The organism is Micromonospora sp. B006, from assembly GCF_003408515.1.
GTDB lineage: Bacteria > Actinomycetota > Actinomycetes > Mycobacteriales > Micromonosporaceae > Micromonospora > Micromonospora echinospora_A.
In genome coordinates this window covers 5,655,748-5,679,068 of sequence record NZ_CP030865.1, presented here as the reverse complement: position 1 = coordinate 5,679,068, position 23,321 = coordinate 5,655,748, and the positions used below count along the sequence as shown (strand labels likewise).

The window sequence follows — 23,321 nt, the reverse complement described above, 5'->3', positions numbered from 1 at the left end:
GATCCGGGACCGCCCCACGCCCACGTTTGCCGCGGTCCCGCCCGGGAACGAGCAGTGGATGAACGGGCCTGTGGCCGATGAGCCGGTCGGCGAGCTGGAACTGGTGCACACCTTCACCGGGGCGATGCCGACCGGGGTGAGCGTGTCGCACACCGGCCGGATCTTCGTCAACTTCCCGAAGTGGGGCGACGAGGTGCCGGCCACGGTGGTCGAGCTGCGCGACGGCCGTGAGGTGCCGTTCCCCGATCAGGGCTGGAACGACCCGTCCGGCGACGACGACGCGGGCGCGTTCGTCTCGGTGCAGAGCATCGTGGTCGACCCGGCCGACCGCCTCTGGGTGCTCGACACCGGCAGCCCGATGTTCCAGCCCACGAAGCCGGGCGGGCTGAAGCTGGTCCGCGTCGACCTGGACACCGACTCCGTCGGACAGGTGATCACCTTCCCGGCCGACGTGGCGCTGCCCACGACGTACCTCAACGACGTCCGGTTCGACCTGCGCCGCGGCGAGGCGGGCCTGGCCTACATCACCGACTCCTCCGACTCCGGTCCGAACGGTCTCATCGTGGTGGACCTCGCCACCGGGGAGTCCTGGCGCCGGCTGCACGAGCATCCGTCCACCAAGGCCGAACCGCTGTCGGCGTTCCGGCCGGTGGTGGAGGGGCGGCCGTTCCTGCAACGCCCGGCGGACGGGCCGGCGAAGCCGGTGTCGATGGGCGCGGACGGCATCGCGATCTCCGCCGACGGCACCCGGCTGTACTACTGCCCGCTCGCCTCGCGCCGCTGGTACAGCGTGGCCACCGACGCGCTCGCCGACCGGTCGCTCGGCGACGACCAGGTCGCCGCCACGGTGGTGGACGAGGGCGACAAGGGCACCGGCTCCGACGGTCTGGAGACCGACGACTCCGGAGCGCTCTACCTGACCGCGTACGAGCACGACGCGGTGCTGCGGCGCCGCCCGGACGGGGAGTTCGAGACGGTGGCGCACGATCCGCGCCTGCTCTGGCCGGACACCATGTCGGTCGCCGTCGACGGCCACCTGTACGTCACCGCGAACCAGTTGCACCGGCAGGCGACCTACCAGGGTGGACGGGATCTGCGGCGCAAGCCGTACGCGCTGTTCCGGGTGCCGATCGGCGCCGGGCCGGTGCTGCTGCGCTGACCGAGGGCGCATGCCGTGTCACGTATCGAAGTGTGTCGTTGACGCCTTAGTTAATACTCTTTAATATTTGGGCCACCTCGAGGAAGACCCCCATCCGCCCCCGTCCCCGGGAAGGCCCTCGATGCCCAGACCTCACCTCCGGCGGCGCCTGGCCGCCGCTGCGCTCGCGCTGGCCACCACCGCCGCGACGCTCACCCTCGCCCCGACCGCCGCCGAGGCGGTGGTGCTGCCGAACAACTTCAAGAGCGTCGGATACATGCCGTCCTGGAGCGGCAACGTCAACAGCATCCAGTACGGCAAGCTCACCCACATCAACTACGCGTTCGTGCTCCCCAACGGCGACGGCAGCCTGCGCTCCGTGGAGAACCCGAGCAAGCTCTCCTCGCTGGTGTCGCTCGGGCACGCCAACAACGTCAAGGTCTCCATCGCCGTCGGTGGCTGGAACGACGGCGACGACTCCGCGTTCGAGGCGCTCGCCGCGAACTCCGGCACGCGCACCGCGTTCGTCAACAACCTGATCGCCTTCGTCAACCAGTACAACCTCGACGGCGTCGACATGGACTGGGAGTACCCCGACCCGGGCGCCTCGGCGAACAACTACACGCTGCTGATGCAGCAGCTCGGCAGCGCCCTGCACAGCCGCGGCAAGCTGCTCACCGCCGCCGTGGTCTCCGAGGGCTACTACGTCGACGGCGTGCCCACCGCCGTCTTCGGCTCGGTGGACTGGCTGAACATCATGGCGTACGACGGCGGCAGCCCGCACGCCAACTACGACTGGTCGATCGCCAGCATCAACAGGTGGAAGTCACGCGGCCTGCCCGCCGCCAAGGCGGTGCTGGGCGTGCCCTTCTACAGCCGGCCCGGCTACTACACCTACTCCGCGCTGGTCGGCATGGACCCGGCGAACGCCAACCGGGACTGCACCACAGTGGGCGGCGCGCAGCAGTGCTACAACGGCGTACCGACAGTCAAGCGCAAGACGCAGTGGGCCATGGCGAACGCCGGCGGGATGATGAACTGGGAGCTGTCGCAGGACACCACCGGTTCGACCTCGCTGGTCAGCGCGATCTACGACACCGTCACCGGCGGTGGCACGCCGCCGCCGTCCGGGCGCACCGGGCCGATCACCGGCATCGGCGGCGCCTGCGTGGACGTGGCGGCCGCGAGCACCGCCAACGGCACCGCGATCCAGCTCTACGGCTGCAACGGCACCGCCGCGCAGAGCTGGACCGTCGCCGGTGACGGCACGCTGCGCGCGCTGGGCAAGTGCCTGGACGTGACGAGCGCCGGCACCGCGAACGGCACCACGATCCAGCTCTGGGACTGCAACGGCACCGGCGCCCAGGTCTGGACGGCCCAGAGCAACGGCACGCTGCGCAACCCGGCGTCGGGGCGGTGCCTGGACGCCACCGGCAACAGCTCCGCCAACGGCACCCGGTTGCAGATCTGGGACTGCTTCGGCGGCGCCAACCAGGTCTGGCGGCTGCCGGCCTGACCCCGGGAGTCCCCGCCGGGCCGTCCCGCCCGGCGGGGACCGGCCTCACCAGCGGTTGCGGGCCTCCTCGGCCCAGCCGACCAGGCCGTCCAGGTCCACGCGCTCGCCGTCGTCGGTCGCGGCCCAGCCGGTGAAGTGCCCGAAGCACTGGTGCGTCTCCCCGGCCAGCACGACCAGATTGGTACGCGCCACCCGCTCGTGGAACGGGTGGAACGTGACGTCCACCCGGTCGCCGGTGATCCGCCACGGCCGCAGCCAGTCGACGCGGTCGTACTCCCAGGTCAGGTCGGTGCCGATCTTGTGCAGCCGCCCGTCGACGAAGACCGCGTTCTCGGTCGAGCCGGTGCCGTCGGTCCACTTCCCGCCGAGCTGGATCGACCGGCCCGGCCCGCTGCCGGCCGCCCAGTTCCACCGCACCGCGTACCGCCACTTGCCCCGGCCGTGGTCGAGCGCCGCGTACGACCCCTCCCCCACCGGGTACGCGGTGCCGTCGACAGTCAGCGTGCCGTGCACCGGGCGGCCGATGTCCTTGACCGTGTACTGGAAGCGGCGGGTGCTCCACGGCACCACCACGCCGAGCGACTCGTGCCCCGGCCGCAGCGGCACGGTCAGGTCCACCTCGACGCCGGGCGCGCTCGCCCGCAGCGTACTGCCGTCCGGGCCCTGGTCCACGGCGATGGTGAGGTTCCCGCCCCGGGCCCGGACCGGGCCGTCGCCGCTGACCGGGGGCAGCACAGTGCCCCGGGCGAACGGCACCACCGCCTCCGCCGTCGTCTCCCGGCCGGTGCGCCGGTCGAGCAGGTAGAGGCTCTGCACCCCGGCGTAGTCCAGCGACGACGCGACCAGGCCGAGGATGTGCGTCGGGGTGACCACGCCCCAGTGCTCCCACCGCTTGGCCCGGCCCCAGCCGCGCAGGTTCGCCCGGTGCAGGGGCCGGCGGCTCCAGCCGACCGCCGCCGGGTTCAGCCGCCCGTCCGGCCGGCACAGGTCCACCGGCTCGGTGATCTCCCGCTCATGCGTCATCGCCGCAGGCTACCGGCGGCGACGCGGGCCCGGCGGGCGGCCTCGTCAGCCGTCCCGCCGGGCCGTCGCGTCAGCGGCCCTGCTTGGCGCGGCAGATCTCCACCGGCACCGCCGGGGCGCCGTCGACCGGAGCCGGGTCCTCCGGCGTGGGCGCGATGCCGCCGGCCGAGATCCGGTCCAGCGTGGCCAGCCCGGCCGCGTCGACCTGACCGAACACGGTGTAGTTGGGGCGCAGCGCCGAGTCGGCCTGGACCAGGAAGAACTGGCTGCCGTTGGTGTCCGGGCCGGCGTTGGCCATGGCCAGGGTGCCGCGCGCGTACAGGCGGCGTACGCCGGTCGGGTCGGTCGGCGCGGGCGGCAGGTCGGTGGGCAGCTCGTCGCGGTACCGGTAGCCCGGGCCGCCCTCGCCGGTGCCGGACGGGTCACCGCACTGCAACACCGTCAGCGTCGGGTACGCGGTGAGCCGGTGGCAGGGCGTCCGGTCGTAGAAGTGCTTGCGGACCAGGTGCAGGAAGCTCTGCACGGTGCAGGGCGCCTGCTCGCGGTCCAGCGTCAACCCGATCGGCCCCTGGTTGGTGCGCAGCGTGACCCGCACGGTGCCGCGGTCCGGCGTCCGGCGCGGGTCCGGCGGCAGCGACACCGGCCGGGCCGCGGGCTCGTCCGGCGTGGGCGTGTACGCGCACGGCCCCTTCGTCGGCGCGGGGTCGGCGGCGGGTGCCGCGGTGGCGGCGACACCGGCGGCGGCGACGATCGTCGCGGCGGCCACGCTCACCCCGGCGAGGCGGGCCAGCAGGGGTAAGGCGGCGTGCGTTCGGGTTTCGCTCGACACGGTGGTCCTCCCTGGACTCGTGGTACCAGAACGACCGGAGTCTATGGATCGGGTCACCCGATGTCGACGCGGGCGCTCGGCGGGTCGAAAGTCGGTTGCCGGCCCGCGCCGCTTCCGAGAAGGTGAGCGGCATGACGTTCTGACGGATCGCACCCCAGCCCGCAGGCCCTCCTCGCCGCCTGCCGTTCCCGCCTCTCTTTCCGCAGAAACGAGCGTCTGTGTCCGCGTACCCCTCCGGGCGGGCCGTCGTGCCCGCCACCGTCTCCGTCTTCTCCTCCCCCGGCAGCTGGATCGAGTCCGCCGCGCTCGACCAGTGCCGTCAGGTCGCCGCCCTGGACGGCATGGCGCACGTCGCCGCCATGCCCGACCTGCACCCCGGCAAGGGCGCGCCGATCGGCGCAGCGATGTCCTCCACGGTGCTGTATCCGTTCCTCGTCGGCTCCGACATCGGGTGCGGCATCGCGGTGTTCCCGATCGCGCTGCGCCGGGTCGTACCCGAACGGCTCGCGGCCCGGTTCCCCGACCTGGACCGGGCGCTCGACCCGGACGCCGACGACCCGGCGTGGTCGGTGCTGGACGGCGAGATCCCGGCCGGTCACCTCGACGGGCTCGGCACTGTCGGGCGCGGCAACCACTTCGTCGAGCTGGCCCGCGTCGGGCCGGTCCTCGCGGCGGAGCACGCCGCGCGGCTCGGGCTGGCCACCGGTGACCTGGTGCTCGTGGTGCACTCCGGGTCGCGCGGGCTGGGCGAGCGCATCCTGCGCGAGCACACCGAGACGCACGGCGCCGGTCCCGCGCCCGACCCGGACGCGTACCTGGCCCGGCACGACGCGGCGGTGCGCTGGGGCTCGCTCAACCGGCGGCTGCTGGCGGCACGGGTCGCGTACGCGCTCGGCGCCGAACCGACCGAGCCCGTCGTCGACCAGTGCCACAACCTGGTCGAGATCCGCGACGGGCACTACCTGCACCGCAAGGGCGCGGCGCCGGGCGACGGGCGGGACGTGCTGATCGCCGGCACCCGTGGCACGCCCTCCTACCTGGTGGCCGCGCACGCCGGGCCGGACGCCGGCTACTCGGTGGCGCACGGCGCCGGACGCAAGATGTCCCGCGCCGACGCGCTGCGCCGCGGCCGGGCCAAGCACACCGTCGAGGAACTGCGGCGTACGCCGGTCGGCTCGATCGTGGTGTGCGGCGACCGGCAGCTGCTGTTCGAGGAGGCGCCCACCGCGTACAAGCGCATCGAGCAGGTCATCGGCGACCTGGTGGCGCACGACCTCGCCACCCCGATCACCACAACGGTTCCGCTGGTCACCTACAAGACGCCGGACGTGGGCCGGCGCGACGAGCGGCGGAAGGGCCGCCGGTGACCGAGCTGCTGCTGTCCGCCGGGCGCGGACCCGCCGAGTGCGCGTGGGCGCTGACCCGGCTGCTGTCCCGCCTGGAGCGCGAGGCGTCCGGGCGGGGTCTGCGTACCGAGCGGGTCGAGACGGTGCCCGGCGACCGGGCCGGCACCTACCGGTCGGTGCTGGTCCGGATCACCGGCGCCGGGGCGGAGGGCTTCGCGGCCGGGTGGACCGGCACGCTCTGCTGGCAGGCGCCCAGCCCGTACCGGACCGGCCACGGCCGCAAGAACTGGTACGTCACCGCGCGCCCGTGCCGGACCGACGTGGTGGTCACGCCGTTCCACGAGGCGGACGTGGAGTTCGTGCCGTGCCGCACCGGCGGGCCGGGCGGCCAGCACCGCAACAAGGCCAGCACCGCCGTCCGGGCCACGCACCGCCCGTCCGGCCGGACCGTGGTGGTGGACACCGAACGGCACCTGCACCTCAACCGCCGTATCGCGGTCGAGCTGCTGCGGCAGCGGGTCGCCGCCGACGACGAGGCGGCCCGGCGCGCGGGCGTCGACGCCCGCTGGCGCATCCACGACGACCTCGTGCGCGGCGACCCGGTACGGGTGGAGCGGCCCTGACGCGGCCCGATCCGCCGTCGCTGACCGGTCCGGCTACCGTGGGCGCGGCGGACGGGCGGCCCCAGCCCGCCGACGTGGCGCGCGAGGAGGACGGATGCGACGGAGAAGGACCGGTCTGACGGCGGCGCTGGCGACAGGGGTTCTCTTGCTCGCCTCCTGCGGCGGCGATGCCGGCACCGATCCCGAGACCTACCTTCGCGACGCGATGCGCGAGGCCGTGTCCGTCAAGCAGGAGACCGGGCAGTTCCCCCGGGGCGTGAGCGATCTGTCGGTCGGGGACTACGACGGCGTCGGCGTCGTCACGTTCGTCACCAACAACGACGCGTCAGCGCTCTGCGTGCAGCTGTCCGTGCCGGACGCCAAGCGCAGCGTGTACTCCGCCGACCCCGGACAGGTCACCGAGGGCGCCTGCGACATGGACCGCGTCCAGTGAACCCGCTCGTGCAGCGCTTCCGCGCCGTGGTCGCCATGTGGATCTTCGTCGGCGGGGGCGGGTTCCTGCTGGCCGGGTTCCTCGGCCTGGCACTGCTCACCCAGACAGGTCCGTTCGCGGCCGCGTCGACCTTCTCCGCCGCCGCCGAGTTCGCCCCCGGCGCCGAGATCAAGGTGCGGGACACCGGCGTACGCCCCGGCAACATCCTGATCCTCGCCACCCCCGCCACAGTCGACCCCGCCACCGTCCGGTGCACCACGAAGAGCCGGGTCTACTCCACCGGCGAGCAGCGGACCAGGGATCTGACCGGGGCCCGGCCCGAGGGGACCGCGGCGGTGATGCGCGATCGCGGCGACTCGCGGCAGTTCACTCCGGTGCTGGCCACCGAGGGCATCGGCTGGATGGAGACCGACTTCGTGAGCTGCACCGGCGCCGGTGCGGAGGCGTTTGCGCTGACCACCGCCAAGGGCATCCAGAGCGACAGGTTCCGGCTCGACGCCGGACTGCTGCTCATGCTGCTCGCCCCGGTGCTCGCCGGGCTCGGCTGCCTCGCGCTGTACTTCACCCGGAAGTGGAACCGCGAGGCGGCGCGGCTCGGCGGCTCGACGAGCTGGCCCTACCGGTGACCGGGCTGCGCCTGCACGTGGGCTGTGCGATGTGGACGCACAAGTCCTGGTCCGGCCGCTTCCTGCCGCACCCGCTGCCCGCGCACGAGCGGCTGCGCGCGTACGCCGGGTGGTGCGACGCCGTGGAGGGCAACACCACGTTCTACGCCACCCCGGCCCGGGAGACGGTGGCGTCCTGGGCCGAGCAGACCGATCCGGGTTTCCGTTTCCTGCCGAAGCTGCCGAAGGTGGTCACGCACGAGCGCCGGCTCACCGGCGGCGAGGCGGAGCTGCGGGCGTTCCTGCACGCGATGGAGCCGCTCGGTCCCCGGGCGGACGCGCTCTGGATCCAGTTGCCCGGCTCGTTCGGCCCCGGTGACGTGCCCGACCTCGACCGGTTCCTGCGCACGCTGCCCGCCGGTCACCGGTACGCCGTCGAGGTCCGCCACCCCGCCTTCTTCACCGAGGCCGGCGCGGTACGCGCGCTGGAGGCCACGCTGCACCAGCACGGAGCGGAGTGGGTCCCGTTCGACACCACAGCGTTCTTCCGGACGCCGCCGACCAGCGACGCGGAACGGGAGGCGTGGACGCGCAAGCCGCGCCTGCCGCTGCGTACCCGGGCGCTGACCGACCGGCCCATCGTGCGCTACCTGGGCCGGGACGACCCGGCCCGCACCGTCGAGGGCTGGCAGCCGTGGCTGAATGTGGTCACCGGCTGGCTGCGGGAGGGCCGCTCGCCGACGGTGTTCGTGCACACGCCGGACAACGCGGACGCGCCCGAGCTGGCCCGTCGCTTCCACGACCAGGTCCGCGAGCGGGTGCCCGGGCTCGCGCCGCTGCCGGAGCCGGAACCGGTCGGCCCGGCCACGCTGTTCTGAGCGCCGGACGGGATCGCCAGCCCGGCCAGGCTGTGCTGAGCGCCGGGTGGCATCGCCGCCCGGCCGGGCACACACGCGCCCAGCCGGACGGCCCGCGCAGCCCGGCCACGCGGACCCGGCGCCGGACCTCAGCCCGGCCGGCCGCCCTCCGGCGGAGGCAGGCGGTCGTCGTACGCGCCGGACCGGCCCGCGTACCGCTCGCCGCGCAGGAACGGCAGCGGGTTCGGGGTGCAGCCGTGCAGGCCGAGCGTCTGCTGCTGCATCACCGGCGCCGGACGCCCCCGCCCCGGGCAGCGCTCGTGCCCGTGACCCAGGCGGTGGCCGACCTCGTGGTTGACCACGTACCGGCGGTACGCGGCAAGGTCGCTCCCGTACGCGGGCGCGCCGAGCACCCAGCGGGCCACGTTCACCACCACCCGGTGCCCGTTGCGGCAGGACGTGTACCGGTCCAGCCCGTCCCCGCACAGGTCGTCGCGCGTACCGGGGGTCGCGAGGTAGACGGTGAAGTCGGCGGGCCCGTCGGCGCCGACGCGGCGCAGGGCGATCCGTCCGTCCGTCGTCCAGCCACCCGGGCCGGCGAGGATGCCGGTGACCTGCGCCCCGAACTCGGCCGGTGGCAGACCCGTGATGTCGCGCTCCACAGCCACCCGGTAGCGCAGCAGCTTGCCCGTACCCCTTGTGGTGGCCGGCTCGGCGGCGGCGAACCGCCATCGGTTGCCGCCCTCGGCGGGATAGCCGATCCGCGCCGGCCGGGGCCGGACGGGCGCCGCCGCCGACGCGACCGGCGCGGCAGCGGACGGCCCGGCCGGTTCGGACAGCGCGACAGCGGGCTGGTCGGCCACCGCCGGTGCGCAACCGGCCAGCGACACCGCCAGCGCGAACACCGCCGCGCCGCCGCGTGTCCGGTCCACGGTCCTGGTCATCTCGTCTCCCCTCGGCGCCCGGTCGGGGGCGCGGGGATGAGGACGGGTGACCCGTGGCGAAAGTTGGTGCGGCCGGGACTCAACCTTTTCCGCTTCCCGCACGTCCCTACCGGGGTGAGAGGTGCAGAGGACCGGCATGGCCCGGGGTGACGCGGAGTTCGTCGAGTTCGCGCGGGCGTCCTCCGCGCGGCTGACGCACGCCGCCTTCCTCATGACCGGCAACCACCATCACGCCGAGGACGCCGCCCAGACCGCGCTCGTGCGCACGTACGCGTCCTGGTCCCGGATCCGCAACGGCGACCCGTACGGCTACGCCCGGTCGGTGCTGGTGAACCACCTCGTCGACACCTGGCGGCGGCCGATCCGCGAGTACCCGAGCGACGACCTCCCGGAGCGGCCCGGCGGCGACATGGCCGAGGAGGTGGCGACGCGGCGGTGGCTGGTCACCGCGCTCGGCACGCTCACCGCGCGCGAACGCGCCGTCGTCGTCCTGCGTCACTACTTCGACCTGCCGGAGGCCCAGGTGGCCCGCGAACTCGACGTGTCCGTCGGCACCGTCAAGAGCACCTCGTCCCGCGCGCTGGAGAAGCTGCGTACCGCCGGTCTTTCCGCGCCCCGACCGCAGGAGACGTGCCGGTGACCGAGATGGACGAGCTGCGCCGCGCGATGCGGGTGACCGAGCGGGCCGACGGCCTGGACATCGCGGACATCATGCGCCGGGGACGCCGGCTGCGCCGTCGCCGACGGATCGGCGCCGGGGTCGCGGCGGCGGTGACGACGGTCGCGGTGGCGGTCGGGGTCGACGCCGTGGCGACGCGGCCCGGCCCGCCGGACCTCCCGGCCGGGGAGCCGGGCGCCACCGCGTCCGCCGCCACTCCCCCGCCCACGCCGACCGCCGCGCCGGCCCCGACCGAGTCGCCGCCGCGGCCGCTCGGGACCGTAGTGGACAGCGGCATCCGGTACGGCGCCGACGCGCGCGTGTTCTTCATGGTCCCGGTCGACGTGCCGAAACTGCCGCGTGTGACGATCGGCCTGGTCGCCGGACGGCGCGCGCCGGACGGCCGCCTGACCTCCGACTTCCTGGTGAACGACGTCTCCGGCAGCGACCGCCGGGCCGGGTTCCACGAGATCGGGTACGACCAGCAGCGGGCGCCCACCGACACGCCGGTACCGACGTTCGGCTACTTCGTCGGCCCGGCGGCACGCATCGTCGGGACAGTCGACGGCCGGCAGGTCGAGGCGAAGCTGGCCCGGTGGAGCGAGGACCCCCAGGTGGTGATCTTCTGGTTCGACCCGAAGACGCTCACTCCGGGAACCCCGCTCGACGGCATCACCGCCCGAGACCCCCAGGGCCACCGCCTGTAGCCCGCACCCCTCCCCTTTCCCCCTTCTCCTCGCCTCTCCCCCGGTGATCAAGGAGTTTGCGGGCTGACACCGCGTTGGTGAGGACACAAACTCCTTGATCACCGGCGTCAGGGGGCGGGGCGTGAGAGCCGAACCCGCCCCGAACTTCTTGATTCGCCGCTCTGAGCCGCCCCGCGCACCCTCCCCCGCACCGGCGGCCCGAGCTGCCCGAGCTGCCCGAGCTGCCCGCCGATCTTGGTACGAAAAGGCCCTTATAGGGGCACTTTCCTACCAAGATCTACGACAGCTCCCGGGATACGGACCACGAATCTCAGGTCACGGGAGACATGGCGCCTGAGACGGGCAGGCGAGGCGGGCACCGGCGACCCCGCCGCCCGCTCTCCGCGATCTTGCGCTTTCTGACCGGCCAGATGGGACATTCACGACATCGACGGGGCCGCAAGTGCAAGATCGCGGAGGGCGGGTGAGGGCGGGAGGCACGGAGCGCGGGTGGGGGCGGGAGGGGCGGGGGGGTGGGGCGGAGGGCGGGTGGGGGGGGTGTGAGGATCGGGGGCATGCGTGCTGTGGTGTTCGAGCGGTTCGGGGTGCGGCCGGAGGTCCGGGAGGTGGACGACCCGGCGCCGGCGCCGGACGGAGTGGTCGTCCGCGTCGGCGCGACCGGCCTGTGCCGCAGCGACTGGCACGGCTGGCAGGGCCACGACCCGGACATCCGCCTGCCGCACGTGCCGGGGCACGAGTTCGCCGGCGTCGTCGTGGCGGCCGGCGCGGACGTACGCGGCTGGCGGCCCGGCGACCGGGTGACTGCGCCGTTCGTCTGCGCCTGCGGGCGGTGCCCCTCGTGCCTGGCGGGCGACCAGCAGGTCTGCGAGCGGCAGACCCAGCCGGGCTTCACCGGGTGGGGCTCGTTCGCCGAGCTGGTCGCGGTACGGCACGCCGACGTCAACCTGGTCCGGCTGCCGGACGAGCTGGACGAGACGGCCGCCGCCGCGCTCGGCTGCCGGTTCGCCACCGCGTTCCGGGCCGTGATCGCGCAGGGCAGGGTGGCCGCCGGCGAATGGGTGGCGGTGCACGGCTGCGGCGGCGTCGGCCTGTCCGCCGTGATGATCGCGGCGGCGAGCGGGGCGCGGGTGGTGGCGGTGGACGTGTCGCCCGGCGCGCTGGAGCTGGCCCGCCGCTGCGGCGCCGCGGTCTGCCTGGACGCCAGCGCGCTGGGCGGGCCGGGCGAGGTGGCCGCCGCGGTCCGGGCCGCCACCGGCGGGGGCGCGCACCTGTCGCTGGACGCGCTGGGCGCTCACGCCACCTGCGTGGCGTCGATCGAGGGCCTGCGCCGGCGGGGCCGGCACGTGCAGGTCGGGCTGCTGCCCGCCGCGCAGGGCCGCCCGGCGCTGCCGATGGACCTGGTGATCGCGTACGAGCTGGAGCTGCTCGGCAGCCACGGCATGCCGGCCCACGCGTACCCGGAGATGCTGCGGCTGGTCACCGCCGGGGTGCTGCGCCCCGCCGAGCTGGTCACCCGCATCGTCGACCTGGCCGCCGCGCCGGACGCCCTGGCGACGATGGACCGGCCGGCCGTCGCCGGGATGTGCCTGATCCAGCCCTGAGAACGGGCGCGGGCCGGCCCGGCGCCGGGAGACCCGGCGCGGACCGGCCCGCGAGGCCGTCCGGTCAGTCGGTGACGGTCACCGTGACGGTACGGGGCGGCTGCTGGTACTGCCCGCGGTTGTCCATGCCGCGGATCGTCACCGTGTACGTGCCGGCCGGGATCACCGGCGACGTGTACGCGAAGTTCGACCCCGGCGAGCCCGGGCTGGTGAGGAACGTGGCGATCCACGGCCAGTTGCTCGGCGCGCCCGCCCGGCCGAACGTGCCGGCCGCGTTCATGCCCTGCCCGGCGCTGTTGCCGATCTGCACCTCGACCTTCTGCATCCCGCCGTCGTCCACCGCCCGGCCGGTGACCACGATCCGGCCGCCGGTGTACGCCTGTCCCTCGACCGGCGTGATGCTCGGCTCCAGCGTCGGGTCGGTGTCACCCGGGTAGACCAGGTAACGGGCGGTCGCGCCGCTGGTCGAGTTGTCCTGCTGGCCCGCGGTGTCCACGGCCCACGCCTCGACGCTGTACGTGCCCCGGGTGGGCAGGTCGATCGAGAGCGTGAACCCGGTGCTGGTCGCGCCGGGCGAAGCGAGCGTCGCGTCGACTGTGGCGAACGCGGCGGCCATGGTGCCGTTGGGCTGCACGTACCGGCCGGTGTCCAGGTCGCGCAGCGCGATCCGGACCGCCCGTACGCCCTTGTCGTCGGTGGCGGTGCCGGTCAGGTCCAGGTGCAGCCGGTCGATGTCCTGGTTGGTGCCGGTGAAGCTGAGCAGCCCGTTCGGGAAGGCGTCGCCGGGCACCTGGGCGGTGACGGTGAGCCGGCCCATGTTGTTGCTGGACGTGGTCAGGCCGAGCTTGTCGGTGGCGCGTACCCGGAAGTCGTAGACGCCGGGGGTGAGCGGCACCGTGGTGAACGACCAGTCGAACGTCGCCGCGTCGAGGTTGGTCGGGGAGATCCGGTGGTAGCCGGCGACCGAGTCGGCGCCCCAGGTGCCGTCGGTGGCGAGCGCCTCGCGGGTGGTGTTGTTGCGCAGGTAGATCTCGACCGACTTGAGGGCGTCGTCGTCGCTCGCCGTGCCGGCGAACGTGATCGTGCCGCCCGGTGCGACGGTGAGCGGCGCCGGGTTGCCCGGCGGGGTCATCGCCACCGGGGAGGTGATCGCCACTGTCGGCGGTACGCCGTTGGCGGACACGGTCCAGTCGCGGGTGTCGCCGCGCAGGTCGCTCTGCCCGGTCGTGTCGACGGCGGTGGCGGTCATCTTCCACTGCCCCTCGATCGGCAGCGTGACCTCGTACTGCCAGGTGGCGGACGTCGCGCCGATCACGTCCGGCTCGCCGCGGAAGGTGTTGTAGACGGCGGCGACGGTGCCGTCGTCCTGGAGGTACCTGTTGTCCGCCGTGCGGAACGAGTAGATCAGCGAGTTGACGCCCTTGTCGTCGGTGGCGGTGCCGGAGGCCACGAACGTCTGCGTGGCGAGCAGGCCGGCCGACGGTGAGCTGATCCGGGTCGACGGCGGCAGGTCGTCGAAGCGGAACGTCTCGATCTTCTTGACCGCCTTGGTGGTGTCGCCGGCGCCGTTGCGATCGAACGTCTTGGCCTGCAACTGGTAGACGCCGGCCGGCAGCGTCACCGGCAGGCTCCACGTGGTGGAGGTGGCGTTCGGCGCGGCCACCGTCGTGTTGATCGCCTTGAACGCGCCCCAGGTGGTCAGGTCGGCCTGGAGGTACCTGCCGCTGTTGCGGTCCTGGATCTCCAGCTGCACCCGGGCCACGCCGGCCGGGGCGAGCGCCTGGCCGCTGATGGTGAACTCCTCGCCGGCCGGCTTCACCGCGCCCTCGATCGGCGTGGTGACCGTGGTGTCCAGCGGCGCGGGCGCGGGCTGCTGGGAGAGGTCGAAGAAGGCCACCCGGCCGGTGGTCTTGCTGCCCTTGACGTTGCCGTCACCGCCGACGAGCAGACCGCGCGAGGTGGCGAGCATCGCCTTCTCGCCCTCGTACGAGTTGGAGCCGGGGTTCCACTCCAGCGCGGTGCCGGTGAGCGGGTCCAGCGCGCCGAGGTGGTCGCGGCGGACCACCTGGTCGCCGAGGCCGTAGCCGCTGAGGCCCTGGCCGGTGCCGTAGCCGACGTTGTCCAGGCCGGGCCACGGCACGTTCGAGGTGGGCGACTCCTGCCAGCTGAAGTGCCCGCCGACGTAGACGGCGGTGTCGGTGATCGCCACCGAGTAGATGCTGTCGAAGTGCCGGGAGATCCAGAGTGGCTCGACGTTGTCGTTTCCGGTCAGCGGGTACGCGATGGCGGTGTCGTTGATCGGCGGGCGGTCGCCGCCGGAGCCGCTGGTGACGACGAAGTACGAGTCGTCGGGCGCGATGTCGCCGGCGAAGACGCGCTGGATGCCGCCGACGAAGGAGAGGTTGTCCTCCCACAGCCGGGTACGCCACGGCAGCAGCGCCTTGCTCGCCGTACCGATCAGGGCCACGCCGTAGCGGTCCTGGCCGGCGATCTGGCGGCCGGTGTGCACGACCAGCAGCTTGCTGCGGTCGTGGGTGAGCTTGAGCTGCTGCACGGTGAGCATGCCGCCGACGCCGATGCCGCCGGTGAGCGGCAGGTTGAAGCCGGTGTCGACGGCGCCGGTGGTGGGGTTGAGCGCGGCCAGGCCGCTGCGGCTGACCCCGTTGACGGTGGCGAACTGGCCGCCGACGTAGACCGCGTTGGCGCTCACCGCGAGCGCGGTGGCCCGCGCGTTCGCGCTGGCGGTGAACGCGGCGACCGGCGCGCCGGTGGCCGGGTTCAGCCGGGCGATCTTGCGCTTGGTGACGCCGTTGATCGTGTTGAACGAGCCGGCGATGTAGAGCGACGAGCCGTCCGGCGACGCCTCCACCGCGGCGACCGCGCCGTCGATCGTCGGCTTGAAGGCGGTGTCCACCTTGCCGGTGTCCAGGTTGTACGACGCCAGGGACTTCTGTGCGATCGCGGTCCCGCCGACGTTCGAGATGGAGGTGAACGTGCCGGCGACGAAGACTCGGTTGCCGATCACCTCGATGTCGGTGATCTCGCCGTTGGTGATCCGCGGCGTGTCGGTGCGGGGCGTGGTCGGCATCAGCCGGGTGTCCCCGGGGGTCACCAGTGCCCGGGTGGCAGTGGTGCGCGCGGCGCCGAGCGCGGCGCTGCTGCCGGTCGCCTGGGCGCCGGTCCGGCCGGCTGCGCCGGCGTCCCGCACGACGACGGTGCCGGCGAGCGCCGGTACGCCCACCACCACGACCGCGCCGGCGGCGAGCACCGCCACCGCGCGACTCCAAACTCGCATCGAGACAACTCTCCCTGTCCGCCGGGACGGCCCCCCTCGGGTGATTCCCGGGTCCCTCCGTCCGCGTGCCGGACGCCACCGTAGGAGGCAAAGACATCTCGCGATACGTGCCGCACCGGTAATCGACCGGTCGCCATCAATTTCGGCCACACCGGCAGCCCCGCTCCTCCGATCGGGTCACCCGCGCCGCCGTCCGGCCGTCGCGGCGGTCAGTCGCCCCGCACCCGGGGGTCACGGTGGTCGGTCAGCCGCAGGCCGACACCGCGTACCGCCGCGATGGTGACGCCGGTGCCCAGTTCGTCGAGCTTGCGTCGCAACCGCTTCACCAGGGACTGCACGTCGGCCCGGCCGTGCGTCGGCGCGTCGCGCCAGACCGCCCGGTGCAGCTCGGCGTAGCTCCACACCCGTACCGGCTCGGTGGTCAGGCAGGTCAGCAGGTCGCGCTCCAGCCGGGTCAGGGGGATCGCTCGGTCGCCCCACCGGGCGGTGGAGCGGGCCGCGTCGATCACCAGGGCGCCGTCCGGCGCGGGCTCCTCCCCGGGTACGGGCGACGGCGGCGCGTCCCGCGGTGCCGGCGCGTCGGCCGGGGCCGGCGTGTCGTTCGGGGCCGGCGCGTCCGCCGTGATCAACTCGCGCAGCTCGTCCAGATCGGCGACCATCAACAGGGGCGCGACGCCGTCGAGCAGCTCCGTCAGCCGCAGCCGCTCGGCCGGGGACGACGTCACTCCGATGACGAGCGAGAAGGGCCGCTCCGGCGGCTCGGTGCCGGAGTTCGCCGCGTTCGTGCCGTCAGTCGTCACCGCGCCCCACCGTGACAAAAACTGTCAACAAGCCATCCGATCCGGGGGCCTGTTGGTGACATGTTGCTCACGTACGGTCATTGATCGTTCCCTCATGTCGATCATAGTGTCCATTCAGGTGACCGGCGCAGACCCGCACGGACGCCTAGGGGGCCTGGGGGGTTCTTGTAATACCGGTGCGACCAGTCGGGAGAGCACATCTCCTGGCCCTTCTGCCATGGCTCGATCATCCGCGGGTCATCGGAGTAGGAGGCAGCACCGATGCTGAGACGTCCACACAGATGGGGCCCGGCCCGGCGGCTGGTGAGCGCAGGCGCCGCCCTGGTGCTCGCCGCGACCGCGCTGGCCGCCACCGGCACGGGAGCGCAGGCCGGCACGGGCGCCGGCGCGTCGGCCGACGACAAGATCCGCCCCGAACTCACCCGGCAGCTGCAGGGCAAGAGCGAGGGCGACTTCTGGATCCACTTCTCGGGCAAGGCTGACCTGGGCAAGGCCGCCGCGACCAAGGACTGGAACGAGCGCGGCGCCGCCGTCGCGGCGGCGCTGAAGAAGACCGCCGCGGAGAGCCAAGCCAAGATCCGCGCCGAGCTGGACCGCTCGGGCACGAAGTACCAGAGCTTCTGGGCCACCAACGCCATCAAGGTCACCGACGGCTCGCTCACCATGGCGCAGAACTTCGCCGCCCACTCCGAGGTGGACGGGCTGTACGCGCCGGTCGAGTACAAGCTCCCCGAGACCACCCCGGGCACCGACGAGAAGTCGGCGAACGCGCTGGAGTGGGGCATCGCAAACATCAACGCCGACGACGTCTGGTCCCAGTACGGCGTCAAGGGCGCCGGCATCACGGTGGCCAGCATCGACAGCGGCGTCCAGTTCAACCACCCGGCGCTGGTGAACTCGTACCGGGGCAACAACGGCGACGGCACCTTCGACCACAACTACAACTGGTTCGACGCCGCCGACGAGTGCGCCACCGCGCCGTGCGACTCCGACGGCCACGGCACGCACACCATGGGCACCATGGCCGGCGCCGACGGGGCCAACCAGATCGGTGTCGCCCCCGAGGTCAAGTGGATCGCCGCGAACGGGTGCTGCCCGACCGACGCCGCGCTGATCTCCTCCGGCCAGTGGATGCTGGAGCCCACCGACCTCAACGGGCAGAACCCGGACGCCAGCAAGCGGCCGAACATCATCAACAACTCGTGGGGCACCACGGCGCCGTCCAACCAGCCGTTCATGGAGGACGTCACCAACGCCTGGACCGCCTCCGGCATCTTCGGCGTCTGGTCCAACGGCAACAACGGCCCGTCCTGCCAGACCAGCGGCTCACCGGGCAGCCTGGCCAGCAACTACTCGACCGGCGCGTACGACGTCAACAACAACATCGCCAGCTTCTCGTCCCGGGGCACCGGGCAGAACGGCGAGATCAAGCCGAACATCTCGGCGCCCGGCGTCAACGTCCGCTCCAGCGTGCCGACCAACTCGTACGCCAGCATCAGCGGCACCTCGATGGCGGCGCCGCACCTGGCCGGCGCGATCGCGCTGCTCTGGTCGGCGGCGCCCACCCTGGTCGGCGACGTCACGGCGACCCGCGCGCTGCTGAACGACACGGCGATCGACAAGGCCGACGCCCAGTGCGGCGGCACCACCGACGACAACAACGTCTACGGCGAGGGCCGGCTGGACGCGCTCGCGCTGCTCGCCGCCGCCCCGATCGGCGACAACGGCACGCTGGCCGGCAAGGTCACCGACGCCGCCACCGGCGCGGGGATCGCCGGCGCCACCGTCACCCTGTCCGGCGCGGCGGACCGCACGCTGACCACCGGCGCCGACGGCACGTACTCCTCGCTCCTGCCGGCCGGCGACTACCAGGTCGTCGTCTCGTCCTTCGGGTACGCGACCCGCACGCTGTCCGCGACCGTCACCGCGAACACGACCACCACGCTGGACGTCGCGCTCACCGCGGTGCCGAGCGTGACGGTCAGCGGGCAGGTCACCGACGGGTCCGGGCACGGTTGGCCGCTGTACGCGAAGGTGAGCGTCGAGGGCACGCCGATCTCCGACTACACCACGCCCACCACCGGCCGCTACAGCCTGTCGCTGCCGTCCGGGGCGACCTACCGGCTCAAGGTCGAGCCGCAGTACGCCGGCTACCTGACCACCACCAAGGAGGTCACCGTCGGCACGGGCAACGCCGTCGCCAACATCGCCGTGCAGGCGAACCCGGAGGCGTGCGCCACCGCCCCCGGCTACACCGTCAGCTCCGACGGCGAGTACGAGACGTTCGACGGCACGGGCGTGCCGGACGGCTGGACCGTGGTGGACAACGCCGGCACCGGCCAGGTCTGGGAGTTCACCGACGCCGGTGAGCGCGGCAACCTGACCGGCGGCAGCGGCAACTTCGCCGTCATCGACAGCGACAACTACGGCAGCGGCGGGCGGCAGGACACGTCGCTGGTCAGCCCGGTCGTCGACCTGACCGGCGTGACCGCGCCGGTGATCCGGTTCAACCAGGACTACAACTGGCTCAACAGCGACCGCGCGGACGTCGACCTGAGCCTCGACGGCGGCACCACCTGGAGCAACGTGCTGCGGCAGGCGGCCGACGTACGCGGCCCGCGGGTGACCGAGGTGCCGATCCCGCAGGCGGCCGGCCAGTCGCAGGTGCGGGTGCGCTTCCACTACTACGAGGCCAGCTGGGAGTGGTGGTGGGAGGTCGACAACGTCCTCATCGGCAGCAAGCTCGTCTGCAAGCCGGTGAACGGCGGCCTGGTCCTCGGCCACGTCCGTGACAAGAACGACAACGGCTACGTCAACGGCGCCACGGTGACCAGCAAGGACCGCCCGGCGGAGAAGGCCACCACGGTGGCCACGCCGGACGACACCGAGCTGCCCGACGGCTTCTACTGGATGTTCTCGTCGCTGACCGGGACGCACCCGTTCACCGCCAGCGCCGGCAACTACGTGAGCCAGACCAAGCAGGTCACGGTCGAGGAGGACTGGGCCACCGCGGCCAACTTCCAGCTCGCCGCCGGCCGGCTGTCGGTGAAGCCGACCTCGATCACCGGCACGGTCCGGATGCCGAGCGGCAAGGTCAGCAAGACCTTCACCGTGACGAACACCGGCGGGGCGCCGGTCACCGCGGAGTTCAGCGAACGCGACGGCGGGTTCGTGCTGCAACGGGCCGACGGTTCCCAGTTGTCCCAGCAGGCGCTGCTCGGCTCGACCGGCGCGCCGGTCCAGCGGCTGACCGCCGCGACGTCGTTCGCCGCCCGTTCGTCCGGCAAGTCGTCCACCGCGATCGCGGCGGCGGCCCCGCAGGCGGACCCGTGGACCGCTATCCCGGGCTACCCGTCGAACGTGATGGACAACCGGGTCGTCACCGTCGACGGCAAGGTCTACTCCATCGCCGGTGGCGACGGCACCGCGTCGAGCGCCAAGAACTACCGGTACGACCCGATCGCCCAGACGTGGACCGGGATCGCCGACCTGCCCGGCGCGCGTAACGCCATGACGGTCGGCGCGATCGACGGGAAGATCGTCGCCACCGGTGGCTGGGGCGCCGCCGGACCGGACGTCGCCACCTTCTCGTACGACCCGGCGGCGAACACCTGGACCCGCAAGGCCGACAACCCGGCGCCGCGCTCGGCGGCGGGCCAGGCGGTCGCGGGTGGCAAGTTGTACGCGATCGGCGGCTGCACCACTGCCAGCTGCACGCCGATGTCCAACTCGGTGGTCCGCTACGACCCCGGCGCGGACACCTGGGAGACGCTGCCCGCGTACCCGAAGTCGGTGGCGTTCCTGTCCTGCGGCGGGATCGACGGCACCGTCTACTGCACCGGCGGCAACGACGGCACCACGTCGCAGAAGGTCGGGTACGCCTTCGACCCGGCCGCCAACGCCTGGACCGCCATCCCGGACGCGCCGGCCGACAGCTGGGCCTCCTCGTACGCGGTGGCGAACGGCAAGCTCCTGGTCGTCGGCGGGTCGCAGGGCGGCGCCATCACCAACGCCGGCTTCGCCTTCGACCCGGCGACCAACTCGTGGGCGAACCTGCCCAACGCCAACACGGCCCGCTACCGGGGTGGCGCGGCCTGCGGGTTCTACAAGGTCGGCGGCTCGTCGGGCAGCTTCACGGCCACCAAGGACAGCGAGGTCCTGCCCGGCTTCTCCGAGTGCTCGGAGGCCGCTGCCGACGTGAGCTGGCTGACCGTCGACAAGTCGAAGGTCACGCTGGCGCCCGGTGAGAAGGTCACTGTGACTGTCGTGATGACCGCGAACGTCGACCAGCCGGGCACGTACTCCGCGTCGGTGGCGATCAAGGAGGACACCCCGTACACCGTGGAGCCGGTGGCGGTGACCATGATCGCGCAGCCGCCGACCACCTGGGGCAAGCTGTCCGGCACGGTCTCCGGCAAGAGCTGCCAGGGCGCCACCGCGCCGCTGGCGGGCGTGACCGTGCAGGTCGACTCCTGGGCGAACTCCTACACCTTCACCACCGACGCCGAGGGCCGGTACGCCTACTGGATGGACCGGCGCAACAACCCGCTCACGTTGATCGTCGCGAAGGACGGCTGGAAGCCCCAGACGCGCCAGACGAAGATCAACAGCAGCACGCCCACGGTAGAGGACTTCACCCTCTCCCCCACCCGCTGCTGACCCCAGCACCTGACAAGGGCGGCCCGCCCGGTGCTCCGCACCGGGCGGGCCGCCCCACGCCCTCCCTCCCCACCCCCTCCCCCGCGATCTTGCACTTACCGCCCCGGCAAGGCACACAAAAGCCCCACCCGAGGGGCCGCAAGTGCAAGATCAGCGGCGCGAGGCAGGGCGGGGCGAGGGATGGGTGGGGAGGGTGGGTCAGGGTGGGGTCAGGCGGAAGCCGACGCCTCGGACGGCGTGGATGGTCGCGGGGACGTTGAGGCGGGCCAGCTTGCGCCGGATGCGGCGTACCACCGAGTGCATGTCCGAGCCCCGGCCCATGTGGTCGTTGCCCCAGACCTCGCGGTGCAGCCGGGCGTACGTCCACACCTGACCGGGCGTGCCGGCCAGGCAGACCAGCAGGTCGTGCTCCAGCGGCGTCAACCCGACCTCCCGCTCCCGCCAGCGCAGCACCCGCCGGTCGGAGTCGACACCCAGCTCCAGCCCGGACGACGGGCCGGGCGACGGGCCGGACGACGGAACGGGCGGCTCGCCGGCGGGCTGCGGCCGGGGTGCCGGCGGGCCGGCCGGACGGCGGACCAGATCGAGGAAGCGGCGGGCCTGGTGGACGCTGGAGACGATCAGGAACGCCTCGGTGCCGCCGAGCAGCTGGGCGAGCTGCCGGCGCTCGGCCGACGAGGACGCGACGCCGATGACCAAGGACGGCATCCCTGTCATCCGTTCCCACCTTTCCGGCAGGTTGAACCGCAACGCGGGGCGGTCGCCAGGCACGACGAGGCGGGGCACCTGGCTTGCGGAGTTCGACCCGAGGGGTGCGGGAGCTGCGGTTTCGTGAGGCTTCGGGGTGAACTACCGGGATCATATAGCCGAGCACCGATGATTGGTATAGCAGTTAACGTCGATGTAACTGCATGCGACAACGTGACCGGGGCATGTCGCGCAGGGTCGGGTTTCGGCACGCGCGTACCGATGAGAGCCGGGACGTACGCCGGTCCAATGCGTGTGATCACGCACATGCTCTCCCTGGCCGGCGGGACGCCGACCCGCGCGGACATCGCCGCCCGCTGCGCCGAACTGGCCGAGGCGCTGCGCGGCCGCGACCGGGGGGTGGTGGTCTGCGACGTGTCCGCTGTGGCCGCGCCGGACCTGGTAACGGTCGAGGTGCTGGCGCGGCTGCGCCTGACCGCGCGGCGGTTCGGCTGGCGGCTGGAGGTACGCGGCGCGGGCGACGACCTACGCGAGCTCGCGGGTCTGCTCGGGCTGGCCGGCGCCCTCCTCCAGCCGGGCGGGCAGCCCGAACAGCGGGAACAGGCGGTCGACGTCGAGGAAGTTGTTGAGCGACGTGATCCGGCCGCCGGAGACGCCGATCACGATCAGCGCCCACGGCACGTGCCCTGAGCCGTCGGGGTCACGCCGGTAGTGCCCGAACGCGGGCATCCCGTTGGCGGCGGTCGGCACCAGCCGGGAGCCGCGGCAGCCGCTGCCGGTGCCGGCCATCCAGGCCGCGATGTGCTCGGGGCCGCGCAGCCACAGCGGAAGCGGCGGCATCGACAGCGTCGCGTCCTCGTGCAGCAGCGCGGTGAGCGCCGTCAGGTCGTACGCCTCGAACGCGCGCACGTAGCGGGCGAGCAGCGCCTGCTGCTCGGAATCGAGCGGACGGCTCGCGTCTGCCTCGGTGTCGGCCGAGGCGAGCGTGGCCCGCGCCCGTTGCAGCGCGCTGTTGACGCTCGCCACCGACGTGTCGAGCAGGTCGGCGACCTCCTGGGCCGACCAGGCGAGCACCTCGCGCAGGATCAGCACGGCCCGCTGCCTGGGCGGCAGGTGCTGCAACGCCGCGACGAACGCCAGCCGCACCGACTCCCGGCCGGCCACCACCTCGGCCGGGTCACCGGCCTCGGGCAGCACCCGGTCGTCGGGCACCGGGCCGAGCCAGATCTGCTCCGGGCGCGGCTCGCCGGGATGGGTGGCGGTGCCGACCCCTGCCGGGCCGAGGTCCATCGGCCGGACCCGGCGCTGCGCGCTGGTGGCCATGGTGAGACAGACGTTCGTGGCGATCCGGTAGAGCCAGGTCCGCAGCGCGGAACGCCCTTCGAACTTGTCGAAGTTGCGCCAGGCCCGGACGAAGGTGTCCTGCACCGCGTCCTCGGCCTCGAAGGCCGAACCCAGCATCCGGTAGCAGTAGCCGGTCAGCTCCGACCGGTACGCCTCGAGTTGCGCCTCGACGGGAATGCTCGCCACCTCGCTCACCCGGCTGAAACTAGCCCACATGCTGCATGAACGCGAGCAC

The 23,321-nt window shown here is 73.0% G+C and carries 18 protein-coding genes and 1 pseudogene; 12 read left to right on the top strand and 7 right to left on the bottom strand.

The window, feature by feature from the left end; genetic code table 11:
• The first annotated feature begins 58 nt into the window (after positions 1-58).
• Together MicB006_RS25490 and MicB006_RS25485 are read left to right on the top strand one after the other, a co-directional pair.
• The gene (locus MicB006_RS25490) at positions 59-1,159 is read left to right on the top strand and encodes an L-dopachrome tautomerase-related protein (protein WP_116509527.1); all 1,101 of its coding nucleotides are present in this window, start codon (positions 59-61) and stop codon (positions 1,157-1,159) included.
• Between the two features lie 121 nt (positions 1,160-1,280).
• A complete protein-coding gene (locus MicB006_RS25485; RefSeq protein ID WP_116509525.1) occupies positions 1,281-2,654 on the top strand; it encodes a glycosyl hydrolase family 18 protein in 1,374 nt (457 codons plus the stop codon).
• 45 nt (positions 2,655-2,699) lie between these two features.
• On the opposite strand, the gene MicB006_RS25480 is transcribed toward MicB006_RS25485, so the two are convergent.
• The gene (locus MicB006_RS25480) at positions 2,700-3,677 is read right to left on the bottom strand and encodes a DUF2804 domain-containing protein (RefSeq protein ID WP_116509523.1); all 978 of its coding nucleotides are present in this window, start codon (positions 3,675-3,677) and stop codon (positions 2,700-2,702) included.
• 70 nt (positions 3,678-3,747) lie between these two features.
• On the bottom strand, positions 3,748-4,506 hold the full coding sequence (locus MicB006_RS25475; RefSeq protein ID WP_073827430.1) for a peptidylprolyl isomerase: 759 nt from the start codon (positions 4,504-4,506) through the stop codon (positions 3,748-3,750).
• Positions 4,507-4,724: 218 nt separating this feature from the next.
• Here MicB006_RS25475 and MicB006_RS25470 point away from each other — a divergent pair, with 218 nt between their 5' ends.
• The 5 genes from MicB006_RS25470 to MicB006_RS25450 all read left to right on the top strand — a co-directional run bounded on the left by MicB006_RS25470 (position 4,725) and on the right by MicB006_RS25450 (position 8,391).
• Positions 4,725-5,873, top strand: a complete 1,149-nt coding sequence (locus MicB006_RS25470) for an RNA ligase RtcB family protein (protein WP_116509521.1) — start codon at positions 4,725-4,727, stop codon at positions 5,871-5,873.
• On the top strand, positions 5,870-6,475 hold the full coding sequence (gene prfH, locus MicB006_RS25465) for a peptide chain release factor H (RefSeq protein ID WP_116509519.1): 606 nt from the start codon (positions 5,870-5,872) through the stop codon (positions 6,473-6,475). Before MicB006_RS25470 ends, prfH begins: the two co-directional genes overlap by 4 nt.
• 94 nt (positions 6,476-6,569) lie before the next feature.
• On the top strand, positions 6,570-6,908 hold the full coding sequence (locus MicB006_RS25460) for a hypothetical protein (RefSeq protein WP_152037889.1): 339 nt from the start codon (positions 6,570-6,572) through the stop codon (positions 6,906-6,908).
• Entirely contained in the window at positions 6,905-7,534 is a 630-nt protein-coding gene (locus MicB006_RS25455) for a hypothetical protein (protein ID WP_116509515.1), read from the top strand. The genes MicB006_RS25460 and MicB006_RS25455 overlap by 4 nt, the downstream gene beginning before the upstream one ends.
• Positions 7,535-7,563: 29 nt before the next feature.
• Positions 7,564-8,391 carry a DUF72 domain-containing protein gene (locus MicB006_RS25450; protein WP_116511801.1) on the top strand — a complete coding sequence of 276 codons (828 nt, stop codon included), beginning with the start codon at positions 7,564-7,566 and terminating at the stop codon, positions 8,389-8,391.
• 128 nt (positions 8,392-8,519) lie between these two features.
• On the opposite strand, the gene MicB006_RS25445 is transcribed toward MicB006_RS25450, so the two are convergent.
• Entirely contained in the window at positions 8,520-9,314 is a 795-nt protein-coding gene (locus tag MicB006_RS25445; protein WP_116509514.1) for a DUF3152 domain-containing protein, read from the bottom strand.
• 136 nt (positions 9,315-9,450) lie between these two features.
• Between MicB006_RS25445 and MicB006_RS25440 the strand changes: the two genes are divergently transcribed.
• The 3 genes from MicB006_RS25440 to MicB006_RS25430 all read left to right on the top strand — a co-directional run bounded on the left by MicB006_RS25440 (position 9,451) and on the right by MicB006_RS25430 (position 12,280).
• Positions 9,451-9,954 (top strand): SigE family RNA polymerase sigma factor, encoded by a 504-nt coding sequence (locus MicB006_RS25440; protein ID WP_116509512.1) that lies wholly within the window; start codon positions 9,451-9,453, stop codon positions 9,952-9,954.
• Between the two features lie 5 nt (positions 9,955-9,959).
• Complete coding sequence (locus MicB006_RS25435; RefSeq protein WP_225980849.1) at positions 9,960-10,679, top strand: hypothetical protein; 720 nt, start codon at positions 9,960-9,962, stop codon at positions 10,677-10,679.
• 554 nt (positions 10,680-11,233) lie between these two features.
• The gene (locus MicB006_RS25430; protein ID WP_116509510.1) at positions 11,234-12,280 is read left to right on the top strand and encodes a zinc-dependent alcohol dehydrogenase family protein; all 1,047 of its coding nucleotides are present in this window, start codon (positions 11,234-11,236) and stop codon (positions 12,278-12,280) included.
• A gap of 64 nt (positions 12,281-12,344) precedes the next feature.
• Here MicB006_RS25430 and MicB006_RS25425 read toward each other — a convergent pair whose 3' ends face one another.
• Together MicB006_RS25425 and MicB006_RS25420 are read right to left on the bottom strand one after the other, a co-directional pair.
• Positions 12,345-15,575, bottom strand: coding sequence for an Ig-like domain-containing protein (locus MicB006_RS25425; RefSeq protein ID WP_116509508.1), 3,231 nt, complete (start codon positions 15,573-15,575; stop codon positions 12,345-12,347).
• A 209-nt stretch (positions 15,576-15,784) separates the two neighbouring features.
• A complete protein-coding gene (locus MicB006_RS25420; protein ID WP_116509506.1) occupies positions 15,785-16,375 on the bottom strand; it encodes a winged helix-turn-helix domain-containing protein in 591 nt (196 codons plus the stop codon).
• 261 nt (positions 16,376-16,636) lie between these two features.
• Between MicB006_RS25420 and MicB006_RS25415 the strand changes: the two genes are divergently transcribed.
• Positions 16,637-21,034 carry a S8 family serine peptidase gene (locus MicB006_RS25415; RefSeq protein WP_116509504.1) on the top strand — a complete coding sequence of 1,466 codons (4,398 nt, stop codon included), beginning with the start codon at positions 16,637-16,639 and terminating at the stop codon, positions 21,032-21,034.
• A gap of 198 nt (positions 21,035-21,232) precedes the next feature.
• Here MicB006_RS25415 and MicB006_RS25410 read toward each other — a convergent pair whose 3' ends face one another.
• Positions 21,233-21,742 (bottom strand): winged helix-turn-helix domain-containing protein, encoded by a 510-nt coding sequence (locus tag MicB006_RS25410; protein WP_225980501.1) that lies wholly within the window; start codon positions 21,740-21,742, stop codon positions 21,233-21,235.
• A 168-nt stretch (positions 21,743-21,910) separates the two neighbouring features.
• On the opposite strand from MicB006_RS25410, the pseudogene MicB006_RS32845 reads away from it, so the two are divergent.
• A pseudogene (locus tag MicB006_RS32845) lies at positions 21,911-22,237 on the top strand (hypothetical protein); the annotation flags it as partial.
• 30 nt (positions 22,238-22,267) lie between these two features.
• Here the strand turns inward: MicB006_RS32845 and MicB006_RS25400 are convergent.
• A complete protein-coding gene (locus tag MicB006_RS25400) occupies positions 22,268-23,302 on the bottom strand; it encodes a sigma-70 family RNA polymerase sigma factor (RefSeq protein WP_116509500.1) in 1,035 nt (344 codons plus the stop codon).
• Positions 23,303-23,321: the final 19 nt, after the last annotated feature.

Bases quoted from the DNA above. Each gene is read 5' to 3' on its own strand.
- MicB006_RS25425 (WP_116509508.1), bottom strand. From the start codon at position 15,575: ATGCGAGTTTGGAGTCGCGCGGTGGCGGTGCTCGCCGCCGGCGCGGTC.
- MicB006_RS25410 (WP_225980501.1), bottom strand. From the start codon at position 21,742: ATGCCGTCCTTGGTCATCGGCGTCGCGTCCTCGTCGGCCGAGCGCCGG.
- MicB006_RS25415 (WP_116509504.1), top strand. From the start codon at position 16,637: ATGCTGAGACGTCCACACAGATGGGGCCCGGCCCGGCGGCTGGTGAGC.
- MicB006_RS25440 (WP_116509512.1), top strand. From the start codon at position 9,451: ATGGCCCGGGGTGACGCGGAGTTCGTCGAGTTCGCGCGGGCGTCCTCC.
- MicB006_RS25490 (WP_116509527.1), top strand. From the start codon at position 59: ATGAACGGGCCTGTGGCCGATGAGCCGGTCGGCGAGCTGGAACTGGTG.
- MicB006_RS25400 (WP_116509500.1), bottom strand. From the start codon at position 23,302: ATGTGGGCTAGTTTCAGCCGGGTGAGCGAGGTGGCGAGCATTCCCGTC.
- MicB006_RS25450 (WP_116511801.1), top strand. From the start codon at position 7,564: ATGTGGACGCACAAGTCCTGGTCCGGCCGCTTCCTGCCGCACCCGCTG.
- MicB006_RS25430 (WP_116509510.1), top strand. From the start codon at position 11,234: ATGCGTGCTGTGGTGTTCGAGCGGTTCGGGGTGCGGCCGGAGGTCCGG.
- MicB006_RS25460 (WP_152037889.1), top strand. From the start codon at position 6,570: ATGCGACGGAGAAGGACCGGTCTGACGGCGGCGCTGGCGACAGGGGTT.
- MicB006_RS25445 (WP_116509514.1), bottom strand. From the start codon at position 9,314: ATGACCAGGACCGTGGACCGGACACGCGGCGGCGCGGCGGTGTTCGCG.
- MicB006_RS25480 (WP_116509523.1), bottom strand. From the start codon at position 3,677: ATGACGCATGAGCGGGAGATCACCGAGCCGGTGGACCTGTGCCGGCCG.
- MicB006_RS25485 (WP_116509525.1), top strand. From the start codon at position 1,281: ATGCCCAGACCTCACCTCCGGCGGCGCCTGGCCGCCGCTGCGCTCGCG.
- MicB006_RS25435 (WP_225980849.1), top strand. From the start codon at position 9,960: ATGGACGAGCTGCGCCGCGCGATGCGGGTGACCGAGCGGGCCGACGGC.